This is a genomic window from Microcoleus sp. Pol12A5, assembly GCF_036701435.1.
Taxonomy (GTDB): domain Bacteria; phylum Cyanobacteriota; class Cyanobacteriia; order Cyanobacteriales; family Microcoleaceae; genus Microcoleus.
In genome coordinates, this window is the sequence record NZ_JAUBQU010000001.1 from 39,162 (window position 1) to 63,434 (window position 24,273).

The window sequence follows — 24,273 nt, forward strand, 5'->3', positions numbered from 1 at the left end:
ACACTGAAAAAGTTCAAATCTTATGGGCCACTACTTCGTACTTATAATTACCAGCCAGTTTTTTTAATCCTTAGACAACATAATTTGCCCGCAGCTATTACAGCGTGCCAAGCCGGGACTTGGAAAGTTTACACGGGGGACGATTCGTTTGAGTTTATACAAACAATAAGCGGATTTGATTTAAAGTCTTTTCTTATTGAAAAAGTGGGAGAATTCCCTGTATACCGCTGAAACTATCAAGGCGCTTGTTGATAATCTCTATGTAGTCAGGTACTATTTCAATGCCAACATACCTAATGCCAAATTCTTTCGCCGCCAGCAATGTAGTTCCCGATCCTGCGAAAGGGTCGATTAAAATAGAATTTTCCAAACGCGGTACAAATATTTCGACCAGCTTTCTCATGAGAGCGATTGGTTTAACTGTGCAGTGGACGTTAAACTCCTCGGTTTTCTCACGCTGTATACCTTCTAAAATATTGGACTGAAAACCACCGAACTGATCTTTAGTATAAAATAGACCAGTACCATACTCCTGTAGAGTTTCCAAGTAATTATTGACCAGGGGTTTTTGAAGTACGCAGATTGCTTCCCATTCGTTCCTCAGACAACTGTGCCAACCATCCCATTTTTCAGAGTTTTCATATCCTTTCTTCTCTAACTGTTGTTTGATATTGACACCTTTAGGGATACCACTGGATCTTTTATACACAAGAATATCTCTGGCATAGAAACCAGCACTTTCAAGTGCTACTTGTACGTGAGCAACAGTCCGTGTGCTGTTGAAAACTAAAACTGTCGCACCCGGTTTGCAGATCCGAAAAAGCTGCTCACCCCACTCAAAGCACCACTTTTCATAATCCAGAGTGTTGTTGCGATTCCTTTGATACCATTTTTCGTTTCTGACTCCACCTGCTAAACCACTGCCATAGGGAATGTTTTTAACAAGGGTTTTATTTCCCTTGCCATTGACTCTTTCAATACGCCTTTGAATTTCTGAGTCATCCCATTTATGACCAATAAATTCATAATTATAAGGTGGGTCAGTGATACACGCAGAAATATAATTTTCTGGCAATGTCTTCATCACTTCACGACAGTCGCCAACCAAAACTTCATTTGAGGGAGTTTTTTTCATTAGTCAGGCAGTTACTAAAGTGGGAAATCAACTCTTAATTATTCCACATTTGCAGTATAGTATCCATTCCGGTTGCATCAGTATGATATGTTCCTTGCGACTTGTTTTGCTGCTGATAACTATATAATTACGAGTCAACCGGAAATGCGTAAATCCTGACTATTTCAAATAAACCACGGTAACACCTGCACCTCCTTCTTTTTGACTGGCGAGCTCAAAGCGGGAAACCTGCGGGTGATTCGCGAGGAACTCGTGAACCCCGCGCCGCAACTGTCCCGTACCTTTGCCGTGAATTATCCACAGGACTCCGTATTCCACGGCTTTGGAAAGAGCTCTGTCTATTTCGATTTCTGCGTCTGAGACTCTCGCGCCCCGTAGGTCGATCGAATTATTAGCAGTGCGAATGGCGATTTCGGGATTGGGTTTCGCAGGTTCCGCCGCTGCTTGCTTAGCTTTAGCGGTAGCGAGTGCTTGTGCTTGGGCGGCCGCCTTGGCTAATTGAGCTTTAGTTTCCGGTTTTTGACCGTCGAGGGATTCAATTTCTCCCAGTTTGACAGTCATTTTCATAATCCCAAACCGAACGCTCAACTCTTCGTTAGCATCGGGGCCGCTGAGGACTTCGGCGGTTTGGCCCAAGCTGGGAATGCGGATGCGATCGCCCACTTTCGGCATAAAACCCGGTTTGGGTTTAGCCGGTTGTTGGCGAGAGGGCAGGTGTTTTTCAGAAATTTGATTTAAGGTTTCTGTCGCTTGTTGGGCATTTTGAGCCGTCTGGTTGCCCGACTGCAAGCGACGAATGATTTGAGCAATTTCTGATTTTGCTGACCCTATCGCCTCATTTACTGCCACTTCCTGAGCTATTTTTAGTTCTCGCTCCCGCTCTTGCAAAGCGGCTGCTTTTTGAGAAACTTCTCTGTGCAGTTTTTCGGTTTGGTGTAGCAGTTGAGTTGCTTCTCTGGCCTTGGTTTCCTGTTTTCGGCGCTGTGCTTCGAGTCCAGCAATTACTTGATTGACATCTTGAGAGGCTCCCCCCACATAGGTTTGAGCTTCTTCGACTATGGATGCTAGCAAACCGAGTCTTTTGGCAATGGTGAGGGCGTTGGAACGTCCGGGAATTCCCCACAGCAAGCGATAGGTTGGCTGCATGGAATTGTCGTCAAATTCTACTGAGGCATTTTCAAAGCGGGAGTCTTGATATTTGAGGGCTTTGAGTTCGCCAAAGTGGGTAGTTGCAACTGTTAATAGGGAATGTTGGGCGAGGTATTTCAACAGGGCGATCGCCAATGCACTGCCTTCTGAGGGGTCTGTCCCCGCTCCTACTTCGTCTAACAAAACTAAAGATTTGGGAATTGGTAATTGGGAATTGGCAATTGGGATTTGGGGTTGGGGAATTTGTAATTTAGGTTTGAGGATTGGGAAAGCAGAAACCGTGTTCTGTGGATCGGTGACTTCCTCCTCTTGCTGTTGGAAATTAGTAATTTTCAGGTTTGAATTTTCTTCCCCTTCAGCCTGGGATTTATTGTGTAAAACTTCTAAAATGCGGCTGATGCGGCGGATATGGCCGGAGAAAGTAGACAAACTTTGCTGCAAAGATTGTTCGTCACCAATATCAGCCAAAATATTGTCGAACCAAGGCAATTCTACGGGTTCGCGGGCGGCAACAAACATTCCTGCTTTCGCCATTAAAGCTGCCAAGCCCAAGGTTTTGAGGGTGACAGTTTTGCCGCCAGTGTTGGGGCCAGTGATGGCGACGACGCGGATGTGCGGCCCGATGGTTAAATCGACCGGCACGACTGGAAACCCTTGCTCGTGCTGTTGCTGCCAAACTAATAAAGGATGGCGCAACTGGCGCAGGGTAATTTGCGATCGCAGGTTGCGAATTAATAATTGACTGTTTTCTGAGTTTTCCTCATCTTCTTTTTCCTCATCTTCTTTTTCTGGATTTTTTGGTGCTAATTCTGGCTCTCCCAATTCGATAAATTTCGGCGGATTTGCTTGCAACCAAAAACTATAACGCGCTTTAGCGGCGGCTAAATCTAAAGTTGTAACTACCACCACCAATCTGTCTAAATCGGGTTTGACTGCTGCGACTTGCTCCGTGAGGGCGCGGCGAACTGCTTCTTCTTCGGCTTGTTCTTGCCTGAGCAACTGCCGCATTTGGTTGTTAAGATTGACTGTGCTGTGGGGTTCTACGTACAGTGTCGCGCCGCTGGCCGAAGAGTCGTGAACGATGCCCGGTATCGCATCTTTTTGGGGAGCTTTGACGGGAACGACAAAGCGTCCGCTTCTTTGGGTAATTAGCTGTTCTTGTACGGCGTTGGATTGGCGCTGCAAAATCCCCTGCAATATTTGATAAATGCGATCGCGCAACTGTCGCATTTGAACTCTAATTCCTGCTAATTTAGGAGTGGCTCTGTCTGCTACTTGAGCGCGATCGTCTATACAGCGATGGATTTCTTGCTCTACTTCGGGATAAGTCCGCAATTGGGCTGCAAGTTCTTTGAGCGTCGGCACATCTGCCTGAGAGTCAATTATCCGGCGCAATTGCCTTGCTCCGGCGAGGGTAGTAGCAATTGCCAGCAATTCTTCGCCGCTGAGCAAACCTTGCAGTTCGGCTCGCTGCAGAGAAGTGCCGATGTCTTGGATGCCTTCAAAACTCAAAGCACCGCCAGCGCGGCTCTCTAACTGATAAGCTTCCTGAGTTTGGGCTAGGAGTTCTGCTGTTTGAGCTTGAGTTGCCGGGATTTCGAGGTCGAGGGCGGCGGCGACGCCAAGTTTGGTGGCCGCGAAGGTAGCTAAGTGCTGACACAGGCGCGGCCATTCTAATAGTTCTAGTGTTTCGGCTTGAATCAAAGTTGAGGTGGTGTTGGTAATTGGCATTCTCAGGCGCTGACCGAGAAGGTGAATTTAACGATACTATTAATTGATTTTAAAGTTTTTTATTGTTTCCTGGCGCAATTTGAGAAACTATCTGCGATCGCCCTCAGCAGTCTTTCGGCCGAAAGCTCTGATGTAACATTAATTACGAAGGAGAAAATTTGCATTTTTGCATTACCCGTCTAAAATTATACCTTCTGGTGATACCATTCCCCAAAAAATATGCAACTTTAGGCAAGCTCCCAACTATTATACAGTAAGTCATTCCCAATTTTTTACTCTAAAATATAAATTGTAAAATGGTATGGGCTATTTTGGGTTTTGAGGGAGCGGGGATGGGCTGTTTTTTGGTGGAATTGAACTATTTTGGAATTTTAAATCTGTCAGCGCAATTCTGGCGGTTGTATCCTAAAAAGTAATTTGTGGAGGTGGTAGAAGTATGGCAAAGATTCTGGCGATCATCGCGGATACTGTGACTTTTCAAGTTGTCCAAGAGTTACTCAGCCAACAGGGACATCAGGTGAGAGTCGTTCCCGACGACAAGGAGGGTTTAGACTTGGCGAGGGAGTTGTCCCCCGATGTGATAATTTGCGACGGGACTTCGCCTCAAATCAACTTTTTGGAGGTGTGCCGGCTAGTGAAAGCCGATTCCCTACGGGATAGCTTCGGTTCACGAGAATTGGCAACAGCCTATTTTATTCTGCTGACAACACCAGACCAATTTGATGAAATTCAAGAATTGGATGTGCCCTTTGACGATTTTCTGTTTAAACCGATAGTTAAGCACGAATTATTGGCGCGGGTGCGCGCGTCTAAGCGATCGCACGAGTTGAGGGCGCGGTTGGAGTTAACACAGCAAGAATTGCAACTGTCGCGCGAGCGAATTCTGCAAAGTGAAAAAATGTCTAGTTTGGGCGAATTGGTGTCTGGGATAGCCCACGAAATTAATAACCCAATTACTTTTATTTACAGCAATCTAACTCACGTCCAAAGCTACACGACCGATTTAATTGAACTACTGCGATTGTATCAACAAGAGCTAGTCAATCCCGGATCGGAAATTCTGCAAAAACAACAAGATATGGATGTGGAATTCGTACTCGACGATTTATTAAAAATTGTGAGTTCCATGCGTACCGGGAGCGATCGCATCCGTCAAATAATTTTGTCACTACAGGATTTTTCCCGCAGCGATCGATCGGGCTGGCAGTTATTCGATGTTTCCGACGGTTTAGAAAATACTCTGTTGTTGTTACAGCACCGCTTGCCGGCGCGCGAGGGAAGGCGAGACATCAAGGTGATGAAAGAATTCGGCAATTTGCCACAAATTGAGTGTTATGCAGGTCTGCTCAATCAAGCTTTTCTGAATATCATCAATCACGCGATCGATGTTTTGGAAGAGTCTGCTCAAGAGTTGGCAGAGTTGGAATCGAGCAAATTTAAGCCTGTGATTTTGATTAGCACTCAGGTGGTCGATGGTCAGCGAATTTCTATTGAGATTGCTGATAACGACATGGCAATTAGCAAAGATATCACAGCGCAACTTTCTGAGCCATTTTTGGTTTCCCAACCTGCGGAACCACCGATATCACCGGGACTTGCTCTCAGCTATCGGATAATTGTAGAGCAGCACAAAGGAGAGTTCAAGTGTTTTTCAGAACCGGGTAAAGGCACTAAAATTCAGATAGAAATTCCGCTGCGTCATAGTTAATTAACAGTATTTACAGTTGGTGGGGCGGGTTTTTAAATTTGTTGGTTTTAGCCGGAAATTGTTGTGAATCCGCCCCTACAATGACTGCACTTTTTTAAGGTAAAATTTTGTAGAGGGAATGGCAGAAGTTATCGAAAACAGACTTGAGTTGATATTCAAGAGATTTGAAGGAGAGAGGAAGAGAATAGAAATATGAATAATTCCATCGATAGGGGCAACCACGGGAGATTGCCCCTACAAAACACGGTTATGTAGATGTTGTGTGTCTAGGAGTGGAACAACTAAAGGGAGACTTGCCCGCCTTGAGTATCGAGGCCGATCGCCCTTACCTCAGCATTTACCCCAAATTCCATCCAAGCAGCCGCCATCCCTTTCTCAACCGCAACAGCGTTAGCCACATCCGTTAAAGCTAAAAGCGTTGGCCCGGCACCGCTAATTACCATTCCACAAGCCCCTGCATTCAGGGCAGCTTGTTGCACCGCTTCATATCCCTTAATCAGAGATTGCCGGTAAGGCTGGTGAATTTTGTCTTGGAGGGCGCAGCGCAACCAGTTTTGATTGCCAGTTTCTAAAGCCCGCACTAGCAAACCGAGGTGTGCGGCATTAAAAATCGCGTCAGCCTTACTGTAATCTGCTGGCAAAACTTTGCGGGCTTCGGCTGTAGACAGTTCAAAATCCGGGATGGCTACCACGGCCACAATATTTGGATGCCAGGGAATATCGCAAATCTCCCAAGCACCCCCCTCCTGCCCCTTACTAAGGGGGGGTTGGGGGGGTGGATTGCTAGCAGCGAGACGACAACCTCCGAGTAAAGCGGGGACAACGTTGTCGGGATGGCCTTCAAGTTCGATCGCCAACTGCATCACTTCCACCTGACTCAAAGGCTTTCCGGCTAATTCATTGGCACCGACTAACCCACCGACAATAGCTGTGGCGGAACTCCCCAAACCTCTAGCCAGCGGAACTTGCATATCTATATGTATCGCTAAAGGGGGCGGCGATTGGTTGAGGCGATCGTATAACTTGAGAAAAGCTTGATAAGCGAGATTGCTGTCGTCTGTCTTGACTTTGGCGGCTTCTTTACCTGTAACAGTAATTTTTAGTTTCTCGGTTGCTGAGGGTTCGAGTAGGGAGAATTGGAAGCGGTTATAGAGGCTTAAAGCGGCGCCGATGCAGTCGAATCCGGGGCCAAGGTTGGCGGTTGTAGCGGGTACGGTAACGGTGACGGTAGAGATTACGGACATTTTTTGAATAGTTAATTTGGAGTGTTTAACCGCAGATGAACGCGGATGAACGCATATCGCAGGTATTATACTATGTTTTCAAAAGCCATTTATTCTTGCAGCATTTCAAGGTGCTTGATGGCATCTTGATAATCGTTGGTATTACCATCTTTTTGATAGAGTTCGGCTGCTTTATGATAATCGGCGATCGCCCCCCGTTTGTCTTCTAAGAACTCGCGGACTCTGGCGCGGTTGTAGTAGGCGTCGCCGTAGTTCGGGTTAATTTCAATTGCGCGATCGAAATCTGCTTTAGCTGCTGGGTAATCTTTGAGATTGCGGCCGTGGATGATGCCGCGTTTGTTGTAGGCTTTGGCGTAATTGGGGTTGAGGCGAATAGCTTCGGTGTAATCGGCGATCGCCCCTTGAATATCTCCAGCCTCTGATTTGGCTAAAGCACTATTGAATAAATCTTCTGCGGGATTTTGAACAATTGTTTTTTGAGCTATTAATATTGCTGAGGATTGAGCAGATACAGCCGGAAATATATTACCCAAGATAGTAAATATTACTAGAGTAGTAATTAAATTGTAAAATGATAATTTCATAATTTAGGCAAAAATTAGAGCAACAGAACAACTAAAACCGGGCAACAAAGGCGAAGTTAGTTCATCATTACTCAACAGCGTAGAAATGAGCCTTAAACTTGCTTGTTCCCTGCGATAAACTTCTATTTGCTGCAACCGCCAATTCACAATCCAGTATTCCTGTACTCCTCGTACCGAATAGAGTCTGAGTTTCAAATCTCTATCCCGTCTTTCATTGTCTGCACCGAGGGACAATACTTCAACAACTAACTCAGGTGCGGCGGTTAAATGGCCGGCTTCGTCTAGCAAGATAGCCAAGCGTTCATTGCTGGCCCAAACTAAATCAGGAATAACGTTATCAGCATCCGTGAAAATGATACCTGGATTGATTCCTGCTCGTCCTAAATTAGTCTCTCGCGACCAAGTATTAAGTTCTTGGTAGAGGTTGCCTATAGCTTGTTGATGACCCCAATGGGGTGCTCTAGTCACAAATAACTCTCCATCAATAATTTCGTAGCGATCGCCGTTATCGGGCAATAGTTCTAAATCGGCGGTAGTCCAGCCTAGTTTATCCGATATTTTCTGGTTCATACAAGCACTCTTGATAGGTGATACAAACATTCTAAACGATCGAGCTTATACACGATCCACAGCTTAAAACAATCTGGCTAGACTGACTTTCGCTTTTTGCAGGCGAGACTCAGAATATTGAAACCCGCCTGGGCGCGGGTTTCGTTTTTGTAGACGCTATTTCGCATCGCCAAATTGTCCGATCGCCCAATTTAAAATTATTTAAAATTTCAAATCGCGCGATTACTTCAAAATAGTTTTAGAAGCAATCCGAGTTTTCTTGCGATCGGCTTCACTCAATTGTTCGCCAGACTGCAAACGAGTAGCAGAAGTTTGCAGCACAGTTGCGGCACTTTGATCGCCCATTTGCAGAGCAGTTTTAGCGGCAGTTTGCAGCATCGTTGCCGCGCCGGCGCGATCGCCCTGTTGCAATCGGGTTTCTGCGAGTTGAGTTTGGCGGTATTTAGCCAAAGCTAAAATGTGCTGCTGCACCATCGGGTTAATTGCCGGCTGATAAACTTTCAGGACATTAGCGGAAAGTGCAACGGGATCGGAAAGCAAACTTTGACCGACAGTCGGATCGTCATAGCGAATTTGCAATTGCCCGATCGTCTGTGTACCTTCGGGCAACTGTCCAATATAAATATTAGCCAAAACTACTCGCTCTATATCCTTCATTAAATCTCCCAGGCGCACCATAAAACGATCGCCCTCTTGCTGTACCGGTAATTCGATCGTATCCGGGGAAACTTGGGCGATCGGTTTGAGTTCGGCTAACCGCACTTTTGGCATTAGCGAAAATAGCAAATAAGCATTAGTCAAACCTACACCTTGGATGCGAGTAAATAGTTTGCCAAACTCGTCAACCGCATCTTCGGGACGCTGAATGTGAGCCAGAGCACCGCCGCCAGCGTCAGCAATCTTTTCCAAAATATCCTGGTTCCAGTTATCGCCAAATCCCAAAGAATTTAAAGTCATGTTGTAGTCGGCAGCCAATTTAGCCAACTTCAAACAGCGGCTGTCGTCGCCGTGTTCGTTTTCGCCGTCAGTCAGCAGAAATGCTTGAGATATAGCTTCTTTTTTGCCTTTGCCCAACTCTTCAATACCTAACTTAATGCCCTCATCAATTGCTGTGCCACCGGCCGAGCGCAATTGCTCAATTTGCCGTTTAATGCTGCTGGGATCTCCTACAATTTGATTGGGGACGAGGACTTTGGCTTTGTGGTCGAAAGCCACCGCGCAAAAGCGATCCCCGGGCTTCAACCTGTCTAGCAACCGTCCGGCGGCTTGTTTGACGGTTTCCAAGGGGCGTCCACCCATCGAACCGCTGTGGTCGAGAATCAGGCACAGGTTTAAGGGTACGCTGGAGTCGATCGAGCTTGCCGTCGCAGACACCGAAATCGCTAGCTGGCGCTGCGTTGAGGGCGCAGCAGCGTCAAGGTTAGGGTCGTTTAAAACCGGGAGCAAACTAACTTTCATGCGGGATACCTAAAGATTGCGTTAGTATTTCTTTAAGAATAGCTCCATCAGTTCAGGCAACATTTCGGTTATATGAACACACCAATTAAAGCTGTGCAATCGCCATACTACGGGGAAGGGAACTCTCGGACGCCACCTCCCGATTTGCCATCCCTGTTGCTGAAGGAGCGGATCGTTTATCTGGGGATGCCTCTGGTGCCTGCGGTAACAGAACTAATTATCGCTGAACTGTTGTTCTTGCAGTACGAAGACCCCGAGAAGCCGATCAAAATCTACATCAACTCGACCGGCACTTCTGGTTACAGTGGCGAACCCGTCGGCTTTGAAACAGAAGCCTTCGCTATCTGCGATACGATCAGGTACATTAAGCCGCCCGTACACACTATTTGCCTCGGTTCGGCAATGGGGATGTCTGCGATGCTGTTAGCGGCTGGTACAAAAGGCTTTCGAGCGAGTTTGCCCCACGCTTCTATTGTGTTGCACCAACCCAAGGCTTACACGCGGGGTCAAGCAAGCGACATTCAAATTCGGGCTAAGGAAGTGCTGGCAAATAAAGCGACGATGCTTGATATTTTTGCAAGCTGTACTGGCCAACCGATCGAAAAGATTACTAAAGATATGGATCGGTTGCTGTACATGACGCCTTATGAAGCTAAAGAATACGGTTTGATCGATCGTGTTCTTGAAAGTTCGGAAGAATTAGCGAAACCGCTGCCTGCAGGAGTTATCTAATTCGGTTATGGGTTATTAGTTATTAGTTATTGTTTATTGGTCATTATAGCCAAAAACTAAAAAACCTGAAATAACAAGTAAAAAATAACTAATAAACCCTAACCAATTGCCCGATCACCAATTACCAACTAAACGGAGTTCCGAATTATGCCTATAGGTGTGCCAAAAGTTCCCTACAAAATGCCGGGTGGTTATGATACTCAGTGGATTAATATCTACGATCGCCTCTACCGGGAACGAATTATTTTCTTGGGCAGGGACATTGACGATGAAATTGCCAATCAAATCATCGCTGTGATGCTCTATCTCGATTCGGAAGATTCAGGTAAGGATATTATTTTGTACATCAATTCCCCAGGCGGAATGGTGTCTGCAGGCATGGCTATTTTTGATACCATGCAGCACATTAAATCGGACGTGGTGACGATTTGTGTGGGCTTGGCTGCTTCGATGGGTTCTTTCCTGTTAGCTGCCGGTGCGAAGGGGAAACGGTTAGCTTTGCCTCACTCGCGAATCATGATTCACCAGCCTTCTGGGGGCACGCGGGGACAAGCAACGGATATTCAGATTGAGGCGAAAGAGATTCTGCGGCTGCGCCACGAACTCAATAATATCTATGCTAAGAATACTGGCAAGCCGATCGAGAAAATCGAGAAGGACATGGATCGCGATTATTTCATGTCCGCTGAGGAAGCTAAGGAATACGGCTTGATTGACAGAGTGATCGAAGATCGTCCGTAAGTTATTTTTGCGCCTCAGTAGTGCGGGCAACCCTCCCACTACAACCTAGTTCGCAGTAAATTTTGGCAGAATCTTTACATTTAAGGATTCTGCCATATTTAATGGTATTATCAACGCTCATTCATGCTAAATGGATATTGCAGATTATTACCGACAGTTAGGACTGAGGTCTGGCGCGAGTTTATCGCAAGTTAAGGCCTCTTATCGGCAGTTAGCCAGACAGTATCACCCCGATGTGAATCCGGGAAACGAACAGGCTAAGAATAAGTTTATTGCTATTACTGAGGCTTATAAGTTCCTGGTGAAGGTTGCCCCCCACCATGTTGCGGAGTCGAAAGTTGCCAATTCAACTGTGCCGCCTACTTGGACACCGCCGGATCGGGGGGTGAAAGCTCAACCGCAGGCAGTTAAAGTGACTCGAAAAGAGGCTGCGGTTCAATCTAATGCGGAGTTGTCGGCTGCGGAACAAAAGTTAAAGCAAGATGCTTATTGTGAATTGCAGCAGTTGCTGAAATATCAGAGGTTCCCGCGGGCGATCGCCTTGATTGAGGGTTTGGCCCAGCGGGTTCCCGAGGATTTGGAGGTGCGTCAGTGGCAGGCGATCGCCTATCAGCGCTGGGGACGGCATTTGATCGGAGAAAAGCAGGTTGATAAGGCGAGAATTTATTTGAAAAAGGCTGTGAAAACGGACCCTCACAATCGGGCTTTGTGGGCAGAAGTTGAGCGGGATTTTCGCCTGCTGGAACAGATTTATTGAAGCGATGTTGTGTCCCCCTTTTCCAGGGGGTCTGCGTCGTAAATTTTTAATTTATCTAATTTTTCTAAAATAACTTGGGTATTTTCAGGTCGATTTTCTAGTAGCGGTTCGATCAATTCGTCGATCGAGTCTAGGAGTAACGGGTCAATATCTACAGCCTGGTTCCTCCAATTAATTTTACCAGTTTTTTCATTAACGGGAAAGTGACTTGGCTGTATGCCTGTTAATAAATGTACAAAAGTACGCCCTAGGGCAAAAAAGTCCGATCCCACGCCTGCTTTACCTAGAATTTGTTCCGGTGCGGCGTATCCAGCAGAACCTATGGGTGCGGTATCTATATCTGCTTCTGTGGCGGCGCCGAAGTCAATTAATCTCAATTTCCCATTGGCTTCAACCATCAGGTTGGATGGCTTAATATCCCGATGTACTACACGATACTTGTGGATTTCCTGCAAAATATGAAGCATTTGTTGCAGCCAATCTAGAGCGAGCTTTTGACAAACGTACTGTTTTTTAGTTAAGAATTCTGCCAAGTTTTCTCCGGTAATTTTTTCCATCACCAAACAAGACAATTTCTGGAAGTTATGGGGGAGTTTAATTTGGAAATAACCGTCAGGTTCGACTTGGGGAACCGATCCCTTTCCGGCCAGCCAAATCAAAACTCGCGCTTCTTGCTTGAACAACCGAACTAAATCGGGATTGTGGGTGTGTTTCAAGACTTTTAAAATTTTGACAGTTCCCCATTCGTTTTCCCCGGTTCCAAAATCTTCAACTTCAAAGATGTCTGTGGGGCGTGCGGGATTGGGCGATCGCACTGGTTTAAGGATGCGGTAGCGATCGCCAATTAACAAATCTGTGCCGCAAGCCTGACAATTTTGAGCAGCAGCAGGATTTTCGCGTTGTTCGCAGTGAGGATTGATGCAATAAATCATCGGCCTTGATACGTCCAGGACTGACGGATTTAACGAATTGAATCAATTATTAGCATAAAACCCAGCAGTTCTGACCTTACTACTGGGTTTATATTTACCGCCCATTTGCGCACGCTATCACATTTAAGTCAAGGATTTAAGATTAATAGCATCGCGCTCTACCAATTGAGCTACCCCCCTGCGTTTGGTAGAGGGGGCTGGATATGAGCCAGCAACCTCGATGATGTGATTTTCCTGACATTCGTTTTAGCGATCGGCGGTGAATGCTGAGTTTAGAGTAATAGCTTGCTGTTGAATTTGTACGCAATGCTGCCTCTGCCAATTGGGCTACCCCCCTATTTTGGGTAGAAGGGACAGGAGTCGAACCTGTACTGTCACATTTGTACGGTTTAAGTTGAAGTTTGAGATTGAACTTGTACTCTGTTTATATCTTAAACCATACCTATCAAAAAAGCAAGCAATTAGCGGAAAATAAACTGAAAAATTCGCTCCCCCACTCTCTGTTCCTCAACTTGTGAATTGTTAGCTTCTTCGCGGGCGAACATAACAGCTTGCTGCAAGATTTCCACCCTTTGCAGCAACTCATTGATCCGCCGCGCTGGCAAAGCTCCAGAAAACTTGACAGTCCGCCAATAGCCGATCGTAATATCTTCGTAATAAACATCGACTTGAGCCGGATGGTGTTCGGTAGCTTCAGCTTTAACGTGATTGCGCGGAGTTTTAAAAGTCTTAAGAGTTTGCACCGGTTCTGTGGCCCAGCAGTCGGCCGAAGCATCGAAGTTCCACGTCTCGGAAGCATCTAAGACGGGAAGTTTCTTGATAAATGCTTGCAAATCTGCTAACTGCTTTTCAAGGAATAGCAAATAGCTGACGGGAACTTGGCTCAAAAGCACGTTTCCGTCTACAGTTACGTCCGCGCGGGCGCTACAGTTTGTCCAATCTTTAGTTGCGGTTACGTCGAAGAGTTTGGTCAAAACTTCAGTCGTTTTGCGGATAATCTCTTCTGCTTTGACTTCAACTTTTTTGGACTCTGGCGGCAGTTGTTCGCCTTCTTCGTCTTTGGGACGGTAAGTGCGGGAGATTCCAGAAAGCACAGCGGGCTTCTGGAGAGCTTTTTGAGCTTCTGCCAGTTCTTGAACCGAGCGGCTTTTGATGCCTTTTTCGATCGCAATAATCTGATTTAAGCGTGCCATTGTTCGATTTTATTGACGCTGAACTGATATCAAGCCAGGTTAATACTGATAATCAAATGGTTTGTCTTGGGGCTTTTAGGGCTTTGATAACTCTCCCTCCTCAGTACAAACCTCACGATCGTTCTTTAACCAGACTTGTTTAGTTTGTAGTATTACATAATTCAATATAAATTACAAACTTTTTTTGTAGGCGCGGTGCCAAGAGAACCCGCGGCTATCCGTACCCAGCAATTTATCTCTCAAAAAATCGGCAAAATCTCTAGCGTCGCTGCCAAAGTGTAGCAAATATCACTCTTTGTTAGCGCTGCGACTACCTCTTGAGATAGATGCGGAAATACCTCCCAGGGCGCGTTGTCACATTGAGAAATATTTCTTAACATATAGATAACAAAGGGAATCCGAGGAGACACCAAAAATCCTTAAGCCCTTGGGGTGCCCAGGTTAATCAGATTTTTCGCAAACAAGGGCTAAATCAATGAACAAGCTGCAAAACTCCGAAGTTTCAGCATTTTTGCCCATGCTCCAAAAAGGCATTTGGCTGTTTGGGATTCTCTCCTGGATATTCGGGCTGACAGATAGAACTATTGCACTATTATCTGACGGATATTTGTCGGCGATCGATATTGTCCAGCTATTTACAGCATCCTTTTTCTTCATTAGCTGGCTGTTATTAAGCCCGTTTTTGGGGCTTAACTCCCAGAGTCAGCCGAAGGAAGAAGCATCTCCCTAGTTTTTAATTTGTAATGTTAGTTTCTCGATCGCTATTTGTTTCTTCTGGGGCAAAGCGGGTCGGCCAAATGCGATCGCAAAAAAACAAAGTTCCCGCCGTCACGCACAGCGGAATCGCCAACAGATTCAACAGCGGAATGCTCACCAAACCCAAACAAACCAAACCAAAACTCCCGCTGGCCGGCAAACTCGCCCAAATTATCTCCAACTTCTCCTGAAAAGGTCGCCTCCGCCTCTCCAAAGGTGCATCTAAAAAGTCCAAACAGACAATAGTCGCGCCCAAAGCTACGCCACCCAAACTGCTAAGAATAGAGCCGACACCAGGGATAAAATTTAGCAGCAGCAGGGGTATACCGACGCTCAACAAAATTTGTAGTTTTCGCAGTTCAAAGGCGATCGCCCTTTGAATATCCCCAAAACTACTCGCCAAATTCATTGGTGCTTCTGCGGGCAATTGACCGTTCCGCAGCAGTTCCAATTGTTCGGAAAGTTTGCCGTACCAGGGCGAACCTAAAATCACGCCAAACTGCACTAACAAAAATCCAATTATCAGCAAAAGTCCTGACACTAGGAGTACGCGCAGCAGCCAGCCGAAAGCAACTGTTAACACGGCAAGAAAGCTCAGCCAAGCTGGAAAACTCGCAATTAGAGTATTAAATCGGACCGACAAATCGGCAACCAAAACGTCTATTCCTGCCAAACTGGGAAATAGCAAGCTTAAATAAAGACCAATACCAATTATAAAATTTAGCACCACGGGAACCAATACATAAGTCCACAGCTTGGGAGTTTGCAAAATCAGCGTGAAAGCTCGCAAAGGATAGGTGAAACCTGCCAGGAGTCCAATTGGTGCGGTAATGGCGATGTCGGCGGGGTTTGAATTTAGCTGTTTTGACATATTTTCTGCTTTTGAGGACTTGACTCTATTTTCTATTATCCACTTTCCATTATTATTAATGATGAGGATTTATCGCAGGTTGCCCAAAAGTGAAGCTTTTTATTTACCATACCCCGGAACTTACGCCAGCCGACAAAATGCCGGCTTGCGCGATCGCAGTTGATGTGCTGCGGGCGACTACGACAATGGCAACGGCCCTGAATAATGGGGCGGAAGCTGTCCAAGTTTTCAGCGACTTAGATAAGCTAATGGCCGAGAGCGAAAAATGGCCTGCAGATAAGCGGATTCGCGCCGGAGAGCGAGGCGGCGGCAAAGTTGACGGATTTGATATGGGGAATTCCCCCTTCGACTGCACGCCAGAAAAGGTGGCTGGGAAGCGAATTTTTATCAGCACAACTAACGGTACTCGGGCTCTGCAGCGAGTGCAAGCTGCTGCAACTGTGTTAACGGCGGCTTTGATAAACCGCAAATCGGTGGTGCAGTTTTTGTTAAATAAACAGCCGGAAACTATTTGGATTGTGGGTTCTGGTTGGGAAGGGAGTTATTCGTTGGAAGATACGGTTTGTGCTGGTGCGATCGCCCAAAGTCTGCTAGCAGAAAGCGGTATTCCTGCGAGCGATTTTGCTGGTAATGATGAAGTATTTGGGGCTATTGCTCTTTATTTGCACTGGCAAGATCGGTTGCATGAATTGTTGGAAAAGGCAAGTCACGGCCAGCGCCTTCTCGGTTTAGGTGTTATTGAAGATTTAAAATATTGCGCGCAAACGGATACTTTAGATGTGCTGCCTGTGCAGCGAGAACCGGGAGTTTTGGTTAAGTCGGATTTTAAAATTCCTCAAGCTAATTTCTGGGTTCCATCATCAGAAAAAACGGCGACTTGAAATTTTCTGCGAATGCAGTATTAGTAAGGTGCGCCTAGGCGCACCTACGAAAATTAGTAGGTAGTTAGTGAACAATATTTTTAAATCAAGTAGAATTAAACATACTTGGTAGGGACAAAACAACGTTTTGTCCCTAGTCTATTGCAGCCAATTGAGAATTGCTGGATTCACCGCCGAAGCGCTGAATTAAACACTCGGCAATTCTGGCTGCTGCACCGGGTTCTCCCATGCGCCGCAAGCCATTTTCAGCGATTAGCTGCAACCTGTCAGGGTCGCGGAGCAAAGACTGGACGGTGCCTGCAACTTCAGCAGGATGTTTGACTAAAATTAATGACGGGCCTAACAGGCGACTTTGAGCTTCTGCAAAAGCTGGAGTAAATTGCGGGCCGTTTCCGGGAATGGCGATCGCCGGTTTTCCTAAACCTACAAATTGTTCTGTAGCAGTTCCGGCCATTGCTATTGCTAAATCCGCTTCGTACAAACAATCGTTAAAACTTTGCTGAGTCAAAATCATCGTGGCGTTTCTCTGCACAAATGTCAAGGGCAATAGCAAATTAGGAGATTCTTTCCGAATTTCTTGACCGCTAGAAATAGGAGGTCGCAAAATACTTCCTTCTCGCCGCTGCGTTCTAGTTTCCCCGTCTTGTCGCCAGCCGAAAAATTCTAAACTAGGTCGCAAAGCTTCTAAGTTTAACTCTGGAGAAATGGCTCCGAAAAATAACAATTGGCGATCGGCAAACAGCGACAAAATTCCGGCTACAGCCTCTACTATTAGCAGCCAATTAGCGTAGGCTTCCGGCGCTCTAGAACCGGGGAGTAAGGTGATGACTAGCGATCGCGACATTTCCCGAAACTCTGCGTCAGGGCCGTAAAAACCGGCGGGGTTTTCCGGTTCGAGTCCGTCCATCATCGGATTTCCGAGATTGTAAGCGGGAATTCCCAGCTTTTGTAAAGTCTCGGCAGTCAGCGCGTCCCTGGCAAAAACGGCCCGACAGCGCGATCGAGTCATCAACCAGCGCTCCCAAGGCAAATAAACCGATCGCGGGCAACCCCACCAGCCCAAGACTCGGGATTTGCGAGCCAGAGGCCCGTTCTCGTCGCGCAAATAATACTCTGACTTGGCAGTACCGACAAACGCATAGGGCGCGCCGCTGACCCAAGCAAACAGCAGCGGTACAATATCCCCGCAGGCTAAAATAAAGCCGTCTTGATTCCCAGACTGTTGTTGCGATCGCGCCCAAGCGCGGATGGCTTTAAACTGAGCGATAGTCAACTGAAGCAGGCCGCCTTTGACATCGCGCAAAAATTCTCTCCCGTCCATGTAAATAAAGCCGCCCGAAGGCATCCGCTGCACCGGGCCGATGATGCGGGCGTTTTCTAGTTGAGCGAAAGCTTGCCCTTCACCCACTAGCGGAAACACGGCTAATTCTGGCGGATGCGGGTGCTGTTGCAGTTCCTGCAAGATGCGAAGGGCGATCGCGTCTTCTCCGTGGCCGTTACTGAGGCAAAGTAATTTCAATCCCAACTCTCTCAAAAACTGTCTCTGAATATATAGAAGCAAGATTAGCCGCAGGATGCAAGGTGGTATAGCCGAAGGAAGAAGTAAGTAGAGCGCCGATGGCACGAGTCCGGGACTTTTGGGTAAAATAGCAGATGAAACTCTATTTTATAGGTAAAATCGGATGGTACAAACCCTGCGAAAATCTTTGACACTCCAAGAGTTTCTGAAGTTGCCAGAAACCACACCAGCCAGCGAGTACATTGACGGTGCAATCATTCAAAAACCGATGCCTCAAGGAGAACATAGTGTCATTCAAGGCGAGTTGACAAGTGCTGCTAATGCTACTCTCAAACCTCAAAAGGTGGCGCGAGCATTTCCAGAACTACGGTGCATTTTTGGCGGTCGAGCGATCGTTCCAGACGTAACTGTATTCACTTGGGAGCGCATTCCCCGTAAAGACAATGGCGGTGTGGCAAATGTGTTTGCGATCGCCCCGGATTGGACAATTGAAATCCTCTCCCCCGACCAAAACCAAACTAAAGTTACTAAAAATATTTTACATTGTCTCAAACACGGAACTCAAATGGGTTGGTTAATCGATCCAGATGAGCAATCGGTTTTTGTATATCTGCCGACTCAATCAACGGAGGTGTTCGACGAACCGGAACAGTTATTGCCCGTGCCATCTTTTGCCAGGGAATTGCAACTGACAGTAGGAGAATTATTTGGTTGGCTATTAGAGTGATATCATGTCCGATCGAGCGACCGGACATGATATCACTACTGACCACTGACCACTGACTACGGACTACTTCCCCTCGATATATTGCTTTAAAGTATTCCGAATTTGTTTGAGCTGAAATCCCTTAGCAAGTTGGCGCAGCTTCGAGATAAACGGTACTAATTTAGGTTCTAAACTCTCCAGCTTAGCACTCTCCTCAAAAATTTCTTCAATGTCGCCCATAGCAGCGAGTTTCAAAATTTTTGCTACCGACTCAGAAACCGCAGGTAACAGAGAAGAATAAGCAGGAAAATCCGATGCGGGTGACAAACAGGGAGTTTTGCGCTTTTTGTTTTCCGAAGTTTCCCCGTAAATCCATTCTAGATCCAAATGCACGCGCAACTGTGCCAAAAAGTGATTTGCTTCGATCGGCTTGGGAAGAAAATCATCGCACCCTGCAAGGAGTCTCTCTTGCTGCGCCGCATCGAAAACGCTAGCTGACATAGCGATTAACACGATATTTTTTACTTCCGGTAACTCCCGCAATCTCCTAACAGTTTCTAAGCCATCCATTACAGGCATCCCCAAGTCAATAAAAATCACATCCGGTTGAAATTCAACTGATTTGTACAGGGATTCTTGACGGTTTTGTGCTTCTGCAACTTCAAATCCCAAACGCCTCAGCAACCTGCACAACAAATCGCGATTTAGTTGATTTTCATCCAGGATTAGCACTTTCCGCTTGTTGCCAACAAAACCAACAACCCAGCGTTTTTTCCGCAAAGGAGATACCTCTAAGTACCGTTGGACTGCGGGCACTTCTAAATCCAGCCAGAAAGTGCTGCCTTTTCCCAAAGTGCTGTTTACTCCAATTTGGGTGCCCATCATTTTTGCTAATTTCTGGCTGATCGAGAGTCCGAGACCCGTACCTTCAACAAATGTATTGCCTCCTACTTGGTGGAATGGCAAAAATATTTCTTCTAACTTGCTTTGGTCTATTCCTGTGCCAGTATCCTCGACTTGAAAGCGGATTTTTAAAGTGTGTTGGGCTGGGTTCGCATTTTGGGCGAAGCGCAGATAATTTTCTTTCAGTTCCGAACTCAAAATCGATAATTCATAATTTTCGTTTTGCCCTCGACTCCAGGCCTGTGTGCCTACATAGCCGACTTTAAAAGTCACACCTCCGCTGTTAGTAAACTTAACAGCATTGCTGAGTAAATTTATGAGAATTTGGCGCAATCTTTTTGGATCTACACAAACGCAGCTAGGTAGGGGAGATACTTGTTCGTAATTGAATAAAATTTCTTTTTGCGAGGCCCGCATCTGAAAGAGATCGGCAATGTTTTTTGTGAAATTTAGAAAATTCAACTCTTCTGGGTAGAGTTCCATTTTTCTAGCTTCGATTTTGGAAAGGTCTAAAACATCGTCGATTAGCATCAGCAGGTGTTGACCGCACTGTTGAATATTGCTGAGACTTTCTTGCTGATCTGAGTTTAAGTCTTTGTCGGTTTTCAAGATTTGAGCGTAACCTAAAACGCCGTTTAAAGGCGTCCGCAATTCGTGGCTCATGTTGGCGAGAAATTCGCTTTTAGCGCGGTTGGCGCTTTCTGCGACTTCTTTGGCTTGTTGGAGGGCAGATTCTGCAAGTTTGCGATCGGCAATTTCGGTTTGTGCTTGTTGAAATAGCGTCGATTGCTGGATCGCGATCGCCAATTGCACGCACAATTGCCGGAGGGATTCTATTTCTGAGGAATCCCAGGGACGGGGGCCCCTGCAATCCTGGGCGATTAGCAGTCCCCAGAGCTGATTTTTTGCGGTCAGTTCGGTCTGGGAAATGCTTTCTCGTGCTTTTAAAATCGGCACTATTAAGTTAGCTTTTACTTCCAATCCTTCGAGAAACTTTATGTGGCATTCCGTCAAATTTTCTTGGTAAATATTTTCCATAGATCTAATACCGCCTTGCTGATAAATATCAACAAATTTCTCTTTAAAACAGCCATCAAGATTGTTGAAATTTCGCAGCGAAATTCTATCTTTTGCCACTGATTCCACAACGACAAAGCCACTCCAGTCCGGATTAAAACGGTAAATAACTGTGCGGTCTGTTTGCAAAAAGTGCCGCACTTCTTCGACAGCAGTGCTGAGGACTTCTTCTAAATTGAGAGAGGAGCGAATGCGATCGAGCATGGCAACTACCAGCCGTTCTCGCCTTAATTGCTGCTGCAGGGCCATCTCGGCTTGTTTGCGTTCGGTGATATCGGTAATTACTCCCACTAACCCGATTAAATTACCAGTTTCATCTTTAATGCCGTCGGCGCGAAATAAAGTTGTTACCAGTGCGTTGTTTTTAGTGTTAATTTTGAGTTCGCCTTGCCAAGATTTGCCTTTACGGATAGTTTTAAACATTTCTAACAGCACTTTAGTTTGGGGGTAAATTGCTGTTAATCCGCCTGCTGTGTTTAGTTCTTCTGCTGTGTAGCCGTACTGTTGAATAAAGGCTTGATTGTGGTAGAACGATCGCCCTGTCAAGTCAGCAATGCCGATCGCATCGCTGGTGCTTTCCACTGCTTGAGTAACTCGCAGCAAATCTAATTCTGCTTGTTTGCGATCGCTAATATCAGTAATAGTGCCGATATAGCCTTTAATCTCCTGCTTGTCTCCGATTTCTGCAATTGCCTGACCTATCACCCAGATTATCCGACCATCTGGATGCTGAAAGCGGTATTCAGATTTAAAAGGTATTTTCTCAAAAGTTGCGCGATGCCATTCATTTTTTACCCGCTCGACATCATCAGAATGTATGGCATTCATCCAGCCAATTTCTGCTGCTAATTCTGCCTTTAATCCCGTAATTTCACTCCACCGTTTATTCACATAAAGGCAATTTCCTAAGGTATCCGTATGGAAGATGCAAACTGGCGATGCTTCTGCTAAAGTCTGGTAACGACGCTGGCTCAATCGCAGGGCTGATTCTACCTGTTTTCTATTAGTTATATCGCGGACTATAGAAATTATTTCGCCACCGACAAGCATTGTCAGCGACAATTCTTGAGGGAACTTACTACCGTCCCGGCGCTGACCGATAGCTTCTATATTGCAGTACCCTTTTTGCAAGAGCATCGGCATTATTTGTAGTTCAAAAAATATATTTTCTGCTTTGCTGTAGAGCATTTTCCATTTCTTCCCATACAGTTCGCTAGGGCTGGTCAAGCCGTACATTTTCAGATAAGCGTCGTTGGAATAAATACATTCTTTATTATTATTAAAAATGGCGATACCGTCATAAGCAGCGGCCATTGCTACTGCTTGTCGCTGGAGTTGGGACTCTGCTTGTTTACGAGAGGTAATATCGTGACCAACTGAGTAGATTAAACCTTCTTCGCTAAATGGCGATGCCGTCCACAGGAAGTATTTGTAAGAACCGTCTTTGCATATGTAGCGGTTTTCAAAGGAGATACTGGACGTACCCGCGATTAGTTTCGCTCCTTCAGCCGCAGTAGCTTTTCGATCCTCTGGATGAACAAATTCGATCATTGGCTTGGCAAACAATTCACTAATACTGTAGCCTAAAGCTGTTGACCAAGCTGGATTTAAACGTTTAAAATAGCCGTCAAAACCAACAATACAAAGCAAATCTAATGAGATGGTAAAAAAACGATCGCGCTCTGTTTGTGCCTGCTTTAATTCAGTAATATCCATCACTAAACCGTCCCAGAGAATATCGCCTTCGCTGCTAGATTTGCTCTCATTAGTGAGCCTTTCTGGTCTCGCAGCTCCTTGCAGCCACTTAACTTTTCCAGATGGTAAAGTCTGCCGCCACTGCTGCTGCCAAGGTTCCAGCTTAGTGGCTGAAATTGCGATCGATGCTTTTAAATCTAAGAGATCGTCTGGGTGAATTCCATTGAAAATCAGTTCCGCATTTTGCTCTATTGCTTCTGCCTCTAATTCGTAGAGTTTGCTGCTGCCTGAAGAGATGTAGGGGAAAAACATTTTTCCAGTTGCTGACATTCGTAATTGATAAATTATTCCCGGCAGGTTAGCTACCAATTTTTGAAAGCGAGCTTCGCTTTGCTCCAGGGCTTTTTGTTGCTGTCTGTATTCGGTAAAATCTCTAATTGTACCCACTATTACTTTACTGCCGTCTGCTATTTGGAAGACGCTTTTTTTGGTAGAAATTATGTGTTCTCTCCCGGCAGAGTCGGTAAATTTTTCTTCTGTTTCCAAGCAGACACCCGTTCTCAATACTTCTTCATCTTTTGTCCAAAAAACAGCAGCTTCTGATTGGGGGAAAAAGTCATAATCTGATTTGCCAATCAGTTCTTGTCGCGATTTGCCGACCAACTGACAAAAAGCATCATTTAATATCATCCAGCGGTGTTGCTCGTCTTTGACAAAAATTGGGTCTGGCGTAGCATTTATGGTGTGATTTAAAAATTCTTCTGACGCTTTCAGTTTTGCTTCGTAGCGGTAGCGATCGCTCACGTCCAATACTACTTCGATCATCCGGTTGATTGACCCGTCCTGGCGGCGGATGCAGCGCAGGGAAACTCGCGTATGAACTATTTCGCCGTCTTTTTTGAGCCACCTTTTGTCTGAGATGTAACCGTCGATCGTACCTGCTAACATTTGAGACAATTTTTCAAGATTGGCATCAAAATCCTCTGGATGAGTCAACTCTAGCCAATTGTTCTGCATGAGTTCGTAGCGTTCGTAGCCCAGCAAATTGCACAAGGCATCGTTAACTTCTATCCAATTGCAATTTTGAGGAATTTCGCAGTCAATAATTGGAGCGATGATGGCAATTCCGATCAGGGAATTTTCCACCACCGAACGATATTTTTCTTCGCTGTTTCGCAAAGCATCTTGACTGTTCTGGCGTTCTATGGCGTAACGGAGCGATCGAATTAACAGTTCGCTGTCGATTTTTCTTTTTACCAAATAATCCTGTACGCCGACCGAAATCAACCGCAGGGCAAGTTCTTCGTCGTTTTGGGCGGTCAGAACTACGATCGGCACATTTACCCCGTACTCTTGTACCCGAGCCACCGTCTCGATTCCCACACTATCTGGCAGTGAAAGGTCTAATAAAATTATGTCAAAAGTTTCTTGATTCAATCGCTGCTGCGCTTCGCTGAGGCGCTCTACTTTCGTCAGCACTATACGCTGCGCGCCGCCTATTTCTGACAGCAAATCTTCAATCAGCTCAGCTTCATGAGGGTTGTCTTCTACTAACAGAACTTTAAAGCAGATAGGAGGCAAAGCTAAGTTAAAAACTGCTTTCATAATATTTATTGACTAACAAAATATTAAACTAACTTAAATTTTACCTTTTATTTTAAGGGCTGTCATTCAATTCACTTACACATACATCGAGCGTCAGATTGGGGAGAGTAAGCAAGCGCTACAAAAATTATGTTTTAATTAAGATTTTATCACGCATCAACTCGACTGTCAACGGAAAATAATTTTTATTCTAACTGACATTTATACCACTTAAAAAAAATGCAACTGTAGCCCATCTCCCCACCCGGATAGTCACAGTTATTCCCAATTATTCAATCTTTTAACCTGCCCTATTAAATACTATCAACTTCTAGATTATATCTTTT

Annotated in this window: 18 protein-coding genes; 7 read left to right on the forward strand and 11 right to left on the reverse strand. The window is 45.6% G+C overall.

All coding sequences use genetic code 11. From position 1 onward, the window contains the following. Positions 1 to 193 precede the first annotated feature (193 nt). Together QUA45_RS00180 and QUA45_RS00185 are read right to left on the reverse strand one after the other, a co-directional pair. On the reverse strand, positions 194 to 1,135 hold the full coding sequence (locus QUA45_RS00180; protein WP_333218826.1) for a site-specific DNA-methyltransferase: 942 nt from the start codon (positions 1,133 to 1,135) through the stop codon (positions 194 to 196). A 159-nt stretch (positions 1,136 to 1,294) separates the two neighbouring features. Next, positions 1,295 to 3,988, reverse strand: coding sequence for an endonuclease MutS2 (locus QUA45_RS00185; RefSeq protein WP_333218916.1), 2,694 nt, complete (start codon positions 3,986 to 3,988; stop codon positions 1,295 to 1,297). A 463-nt stretch (positions 3,989 to 4,451) separates the two neighbouring features. On the opposite strand from QUA45_RS00185, the gene QUA45_RS00190 reads away from it, so the two are divergent. Further along, the gene (locus QUA45_RS00190; protein WP_333094930.1) at positions 4,452 to 5,723 is read left to right on the forward strand and encodes an ATP-binding protein; all 1,272 of its coding nucleotides are present in this window, start codon (positions 4,452 to 4,454) and stop codon (positions 5,721 to 5,723) included. Positions 5,724 to 6,004: 281 nt separating this feature from the next. Here the strand turns inward: QUA45_RS00190 and thrB are convergent, their stop codons facing one another. The 4 genes from thrB to QUA45_RS00210 all read right to left on the reverse strand — a co-directional run bounded on the left by thrB (position 6,005) and on the right by QUA45_RS00210 (position 9,579). Continuing rightward, positions 6,005 to 6,967, reverse strand: a complete 963-nt coding sequence (gene thrB, locus QUA45_RS00195; RefSeq protein ID WP_333094929.1) for a homoserine kinase — start codon at positions 6,965 to 6,967, stop codon at positions 6,005 to 6,007. Positions 6,968 to 7,056: 89 nt separating this feature from the next. After that, positions 7,057 to 7,551 carry a tetratricopeptide repeat protein gene (locus QUA45_RS00200; protein ID WP_333094928.1) on the reverse strand — a complete coding sequence of 165 codons (495 nt, stop codon included), beginning with the start codon at positions 7,549 to 7,551 and terminating at the stop codon, positions 7,057 to 7,059. Between the two features lie 3 nt (positions 7,552 to 7,554). After that, entirely contained in the window at positions 7,555 to 8,121 is a 567-nt protein-coding gene (locus tag QUA45_RS00205) for a Uma2 family endonuclease (RefSeq protein ID WP_333094926.1), read from the reverse strand. A 222-nt stretch (positions 8,122 to 8,343) separates the two neighbouring features. Continuing rightward, positions 8,344 to 9,579 carry a VWA domain-containing protein gene (locus QUA45_RS00210; RefSeq protein ID WP_333073175.1) on the reverse strand — a complete coding sequence of 412 codons (1,236 nt, stop codon included), beginning with the start codon at positions 9,577 to 9,579 and terminating at the stop codon, positions 8,344 to 8,346. Between the two features lie 72 nt (positions 9,580 to 9,651). Between QUA45_RS00210 and QUA45_RS00215 the strand changes: the two genes are divergently transcribed. The 3 genes from QUA45_RS00215 (at position 9,652) to QUA45_RS00225 (ending at position 11,809) form a co-directional block, all read left to right on the forward strand. Beyond that, positions 9,652 to 10,311 (forward strand): ATP-dependent Clp protease proteolytic subunit, encoded by a 660-nt coding sequence (locus tag QUA45_RS00215; RefSeq protein WP_333094925.1) that lies wholly within the window; start codon positions 9,652 to 9,654, stop codon positions 10,309 to 10,311. Between the two features lie 147 nt (positions 10,312 to 10,458). Continuing rightward, on the forward strand, positions 10,459 to 11,052 hold the full coding sequence (locus QUA45_RS00220; protein WP_172188328.1) for an ATP-dependent Clp protease proteolytic subunit: 594 nt from the start codon (positions 10,459 to 10,461) through the stop codon (positions 11,050 to 11,052). 130 nt (positions 11,053 to 11,182) lie between these two features. Beyond that, positions 11,183 to 11,809 carry a J domain-containing protein gene (locus QUA45_RS00225; protein ID WP_333218828.1) on the forward strand — a complete coding sequence of 209 codons (627 nt, stop codon included), beginning with the start codon at positions 11,183 to 11,185 and terminating at the stop codon, positions 11,807 to 11,809. Here QUA45_RS00225 and QUA45_RS00230 read toward each other — a convergent pair. Beyond that, complete coding sequence (locus QUA45_RS00230) at positions 11,803 to 12,741, reverse strand: serine/threonine-protein kinase (RefSeq protein ID WP_333218830.1); 939 nt, start codon at positions 12,739 to 12,741, stop codon at positions 11,803 to 11,805. The genes QUA45_RS00225 and QUA45_RS00230 overlap by 7 nt on opposite strands. Positions 12,742 to 13,202: 461 nt before the next feature. Then, positions 13,203 to 13,934 carry a DUF7873 family protein gene (locus tag QUA45_RS00235; protein ID WP_333218832.1) on the reverse strand — a complete coding sequence of 244 codons (732 nt, stop codon included), beginning with the start codon at positions 13,932 to 13,934 and terminating at the stop codon, positions 13,203 to 13,205. A gap of 475 nt (positions 13,935 to 14,409) precedes the next feature. Between QUA45_RS00235 and QUA45_RS00240 the strand changes: the two genes are divergently transcribed. After that, a complete protein-coding gene (locus QUA45_RS00240) occupies positions 14,410 to 14,664 on the forward strand; it encodes a hypothetical protein (protein ID WP_333073182.1) in 255 nt (84 codons plus the stop codon). 3 nt (positions 14,665 to 14,667) lie between these two features. On the opposite strand, the gene QUA45_RS00245 is transcribed toward QUA45_RS00240, so the two are convergent. Further along, the gene (locus QUA45_RS00245; protein ID WP_333218834.1) at positions 14,668 to 15,561 is read right to left on the reverse strand and encodes an EI24 domain-containing protein; all 894 of its coding nucleotides are present in this window, start codon (positions 15,559 to 15,561) and stop codon (positions 14,668 to 14,670) included. An 89-nt stretch (positions 15,562 to 15,650) separates the two neighbouring features. Between QUA45_RS00245 and QUA45_RS00250 the strand changes: the two genes are divergently transcribed. Beyond that, positions 15,651 to 16,442, forward strand: coding sequence for a 2-phosphosulfolactate phosphatase family protein (locus tag QUA45_RS00250; RefSeq protein WP_333094918.1), 792 nt, complete (start codon positions 15,651 to 15,653; stop codon positions 16,440 to 16,442). Between the two features lie 133 nt (positions 16,443 to 16,575). Here QUA45_RS00250 and QUA45_RS00255 read toward each other — a convergent pair whose 3' ends face one another. Further along, positions 16,576 to 17,961, reverse strand: a complete 1,386-nt coding sequence (locus QUA45_RS00255) for a lipid-A-disaccharide synthase-related protein (protein ID WP_333094917.1) — start codon at positions 17,959 to 17,961, stop codon at positions 16,576 to 16,578. Positions 17,962 to 18,124: 163 nt separating this feature from the next. Between QUA45_RS00255 and QUA45_RS00260 the strand changes: the two genes are divergently transcribed. Continuing rightward, positions 18,125 to 18,688 carry a Uma2 family endonuclease gene (locus QUA45_RS00260; RefSeq protein WP_333218836.1) on the forward strand — a complete coding sequence of 188 codons (564 nt, stop codon included), beginning with the start codon at positions 18,125 to 18,127 and terminating at the stop codon, positions 18,686 to 18,688. A 63-nt stretch (positions 18,689 to 18,751) separates the two neighbouring features. On the opposite strand, the gene QUA45_RS00265 is transcribed toward QUA45_RS00260, so the two are convergent. Continuing rightward, on the reverse strand, positions 18,752 to 23,947 hold the full coding sequence (locus QUA45_RS00265; protein ID WP_333218838.1) for a PAS domain S-box protein: 5,196 nt from the start codon (positions 23,945 to 23,947) through the stop codon (positions 18,752 to 18,754). Positions 23,948 to 24,273: the final 326 nt, after the last annotated feature.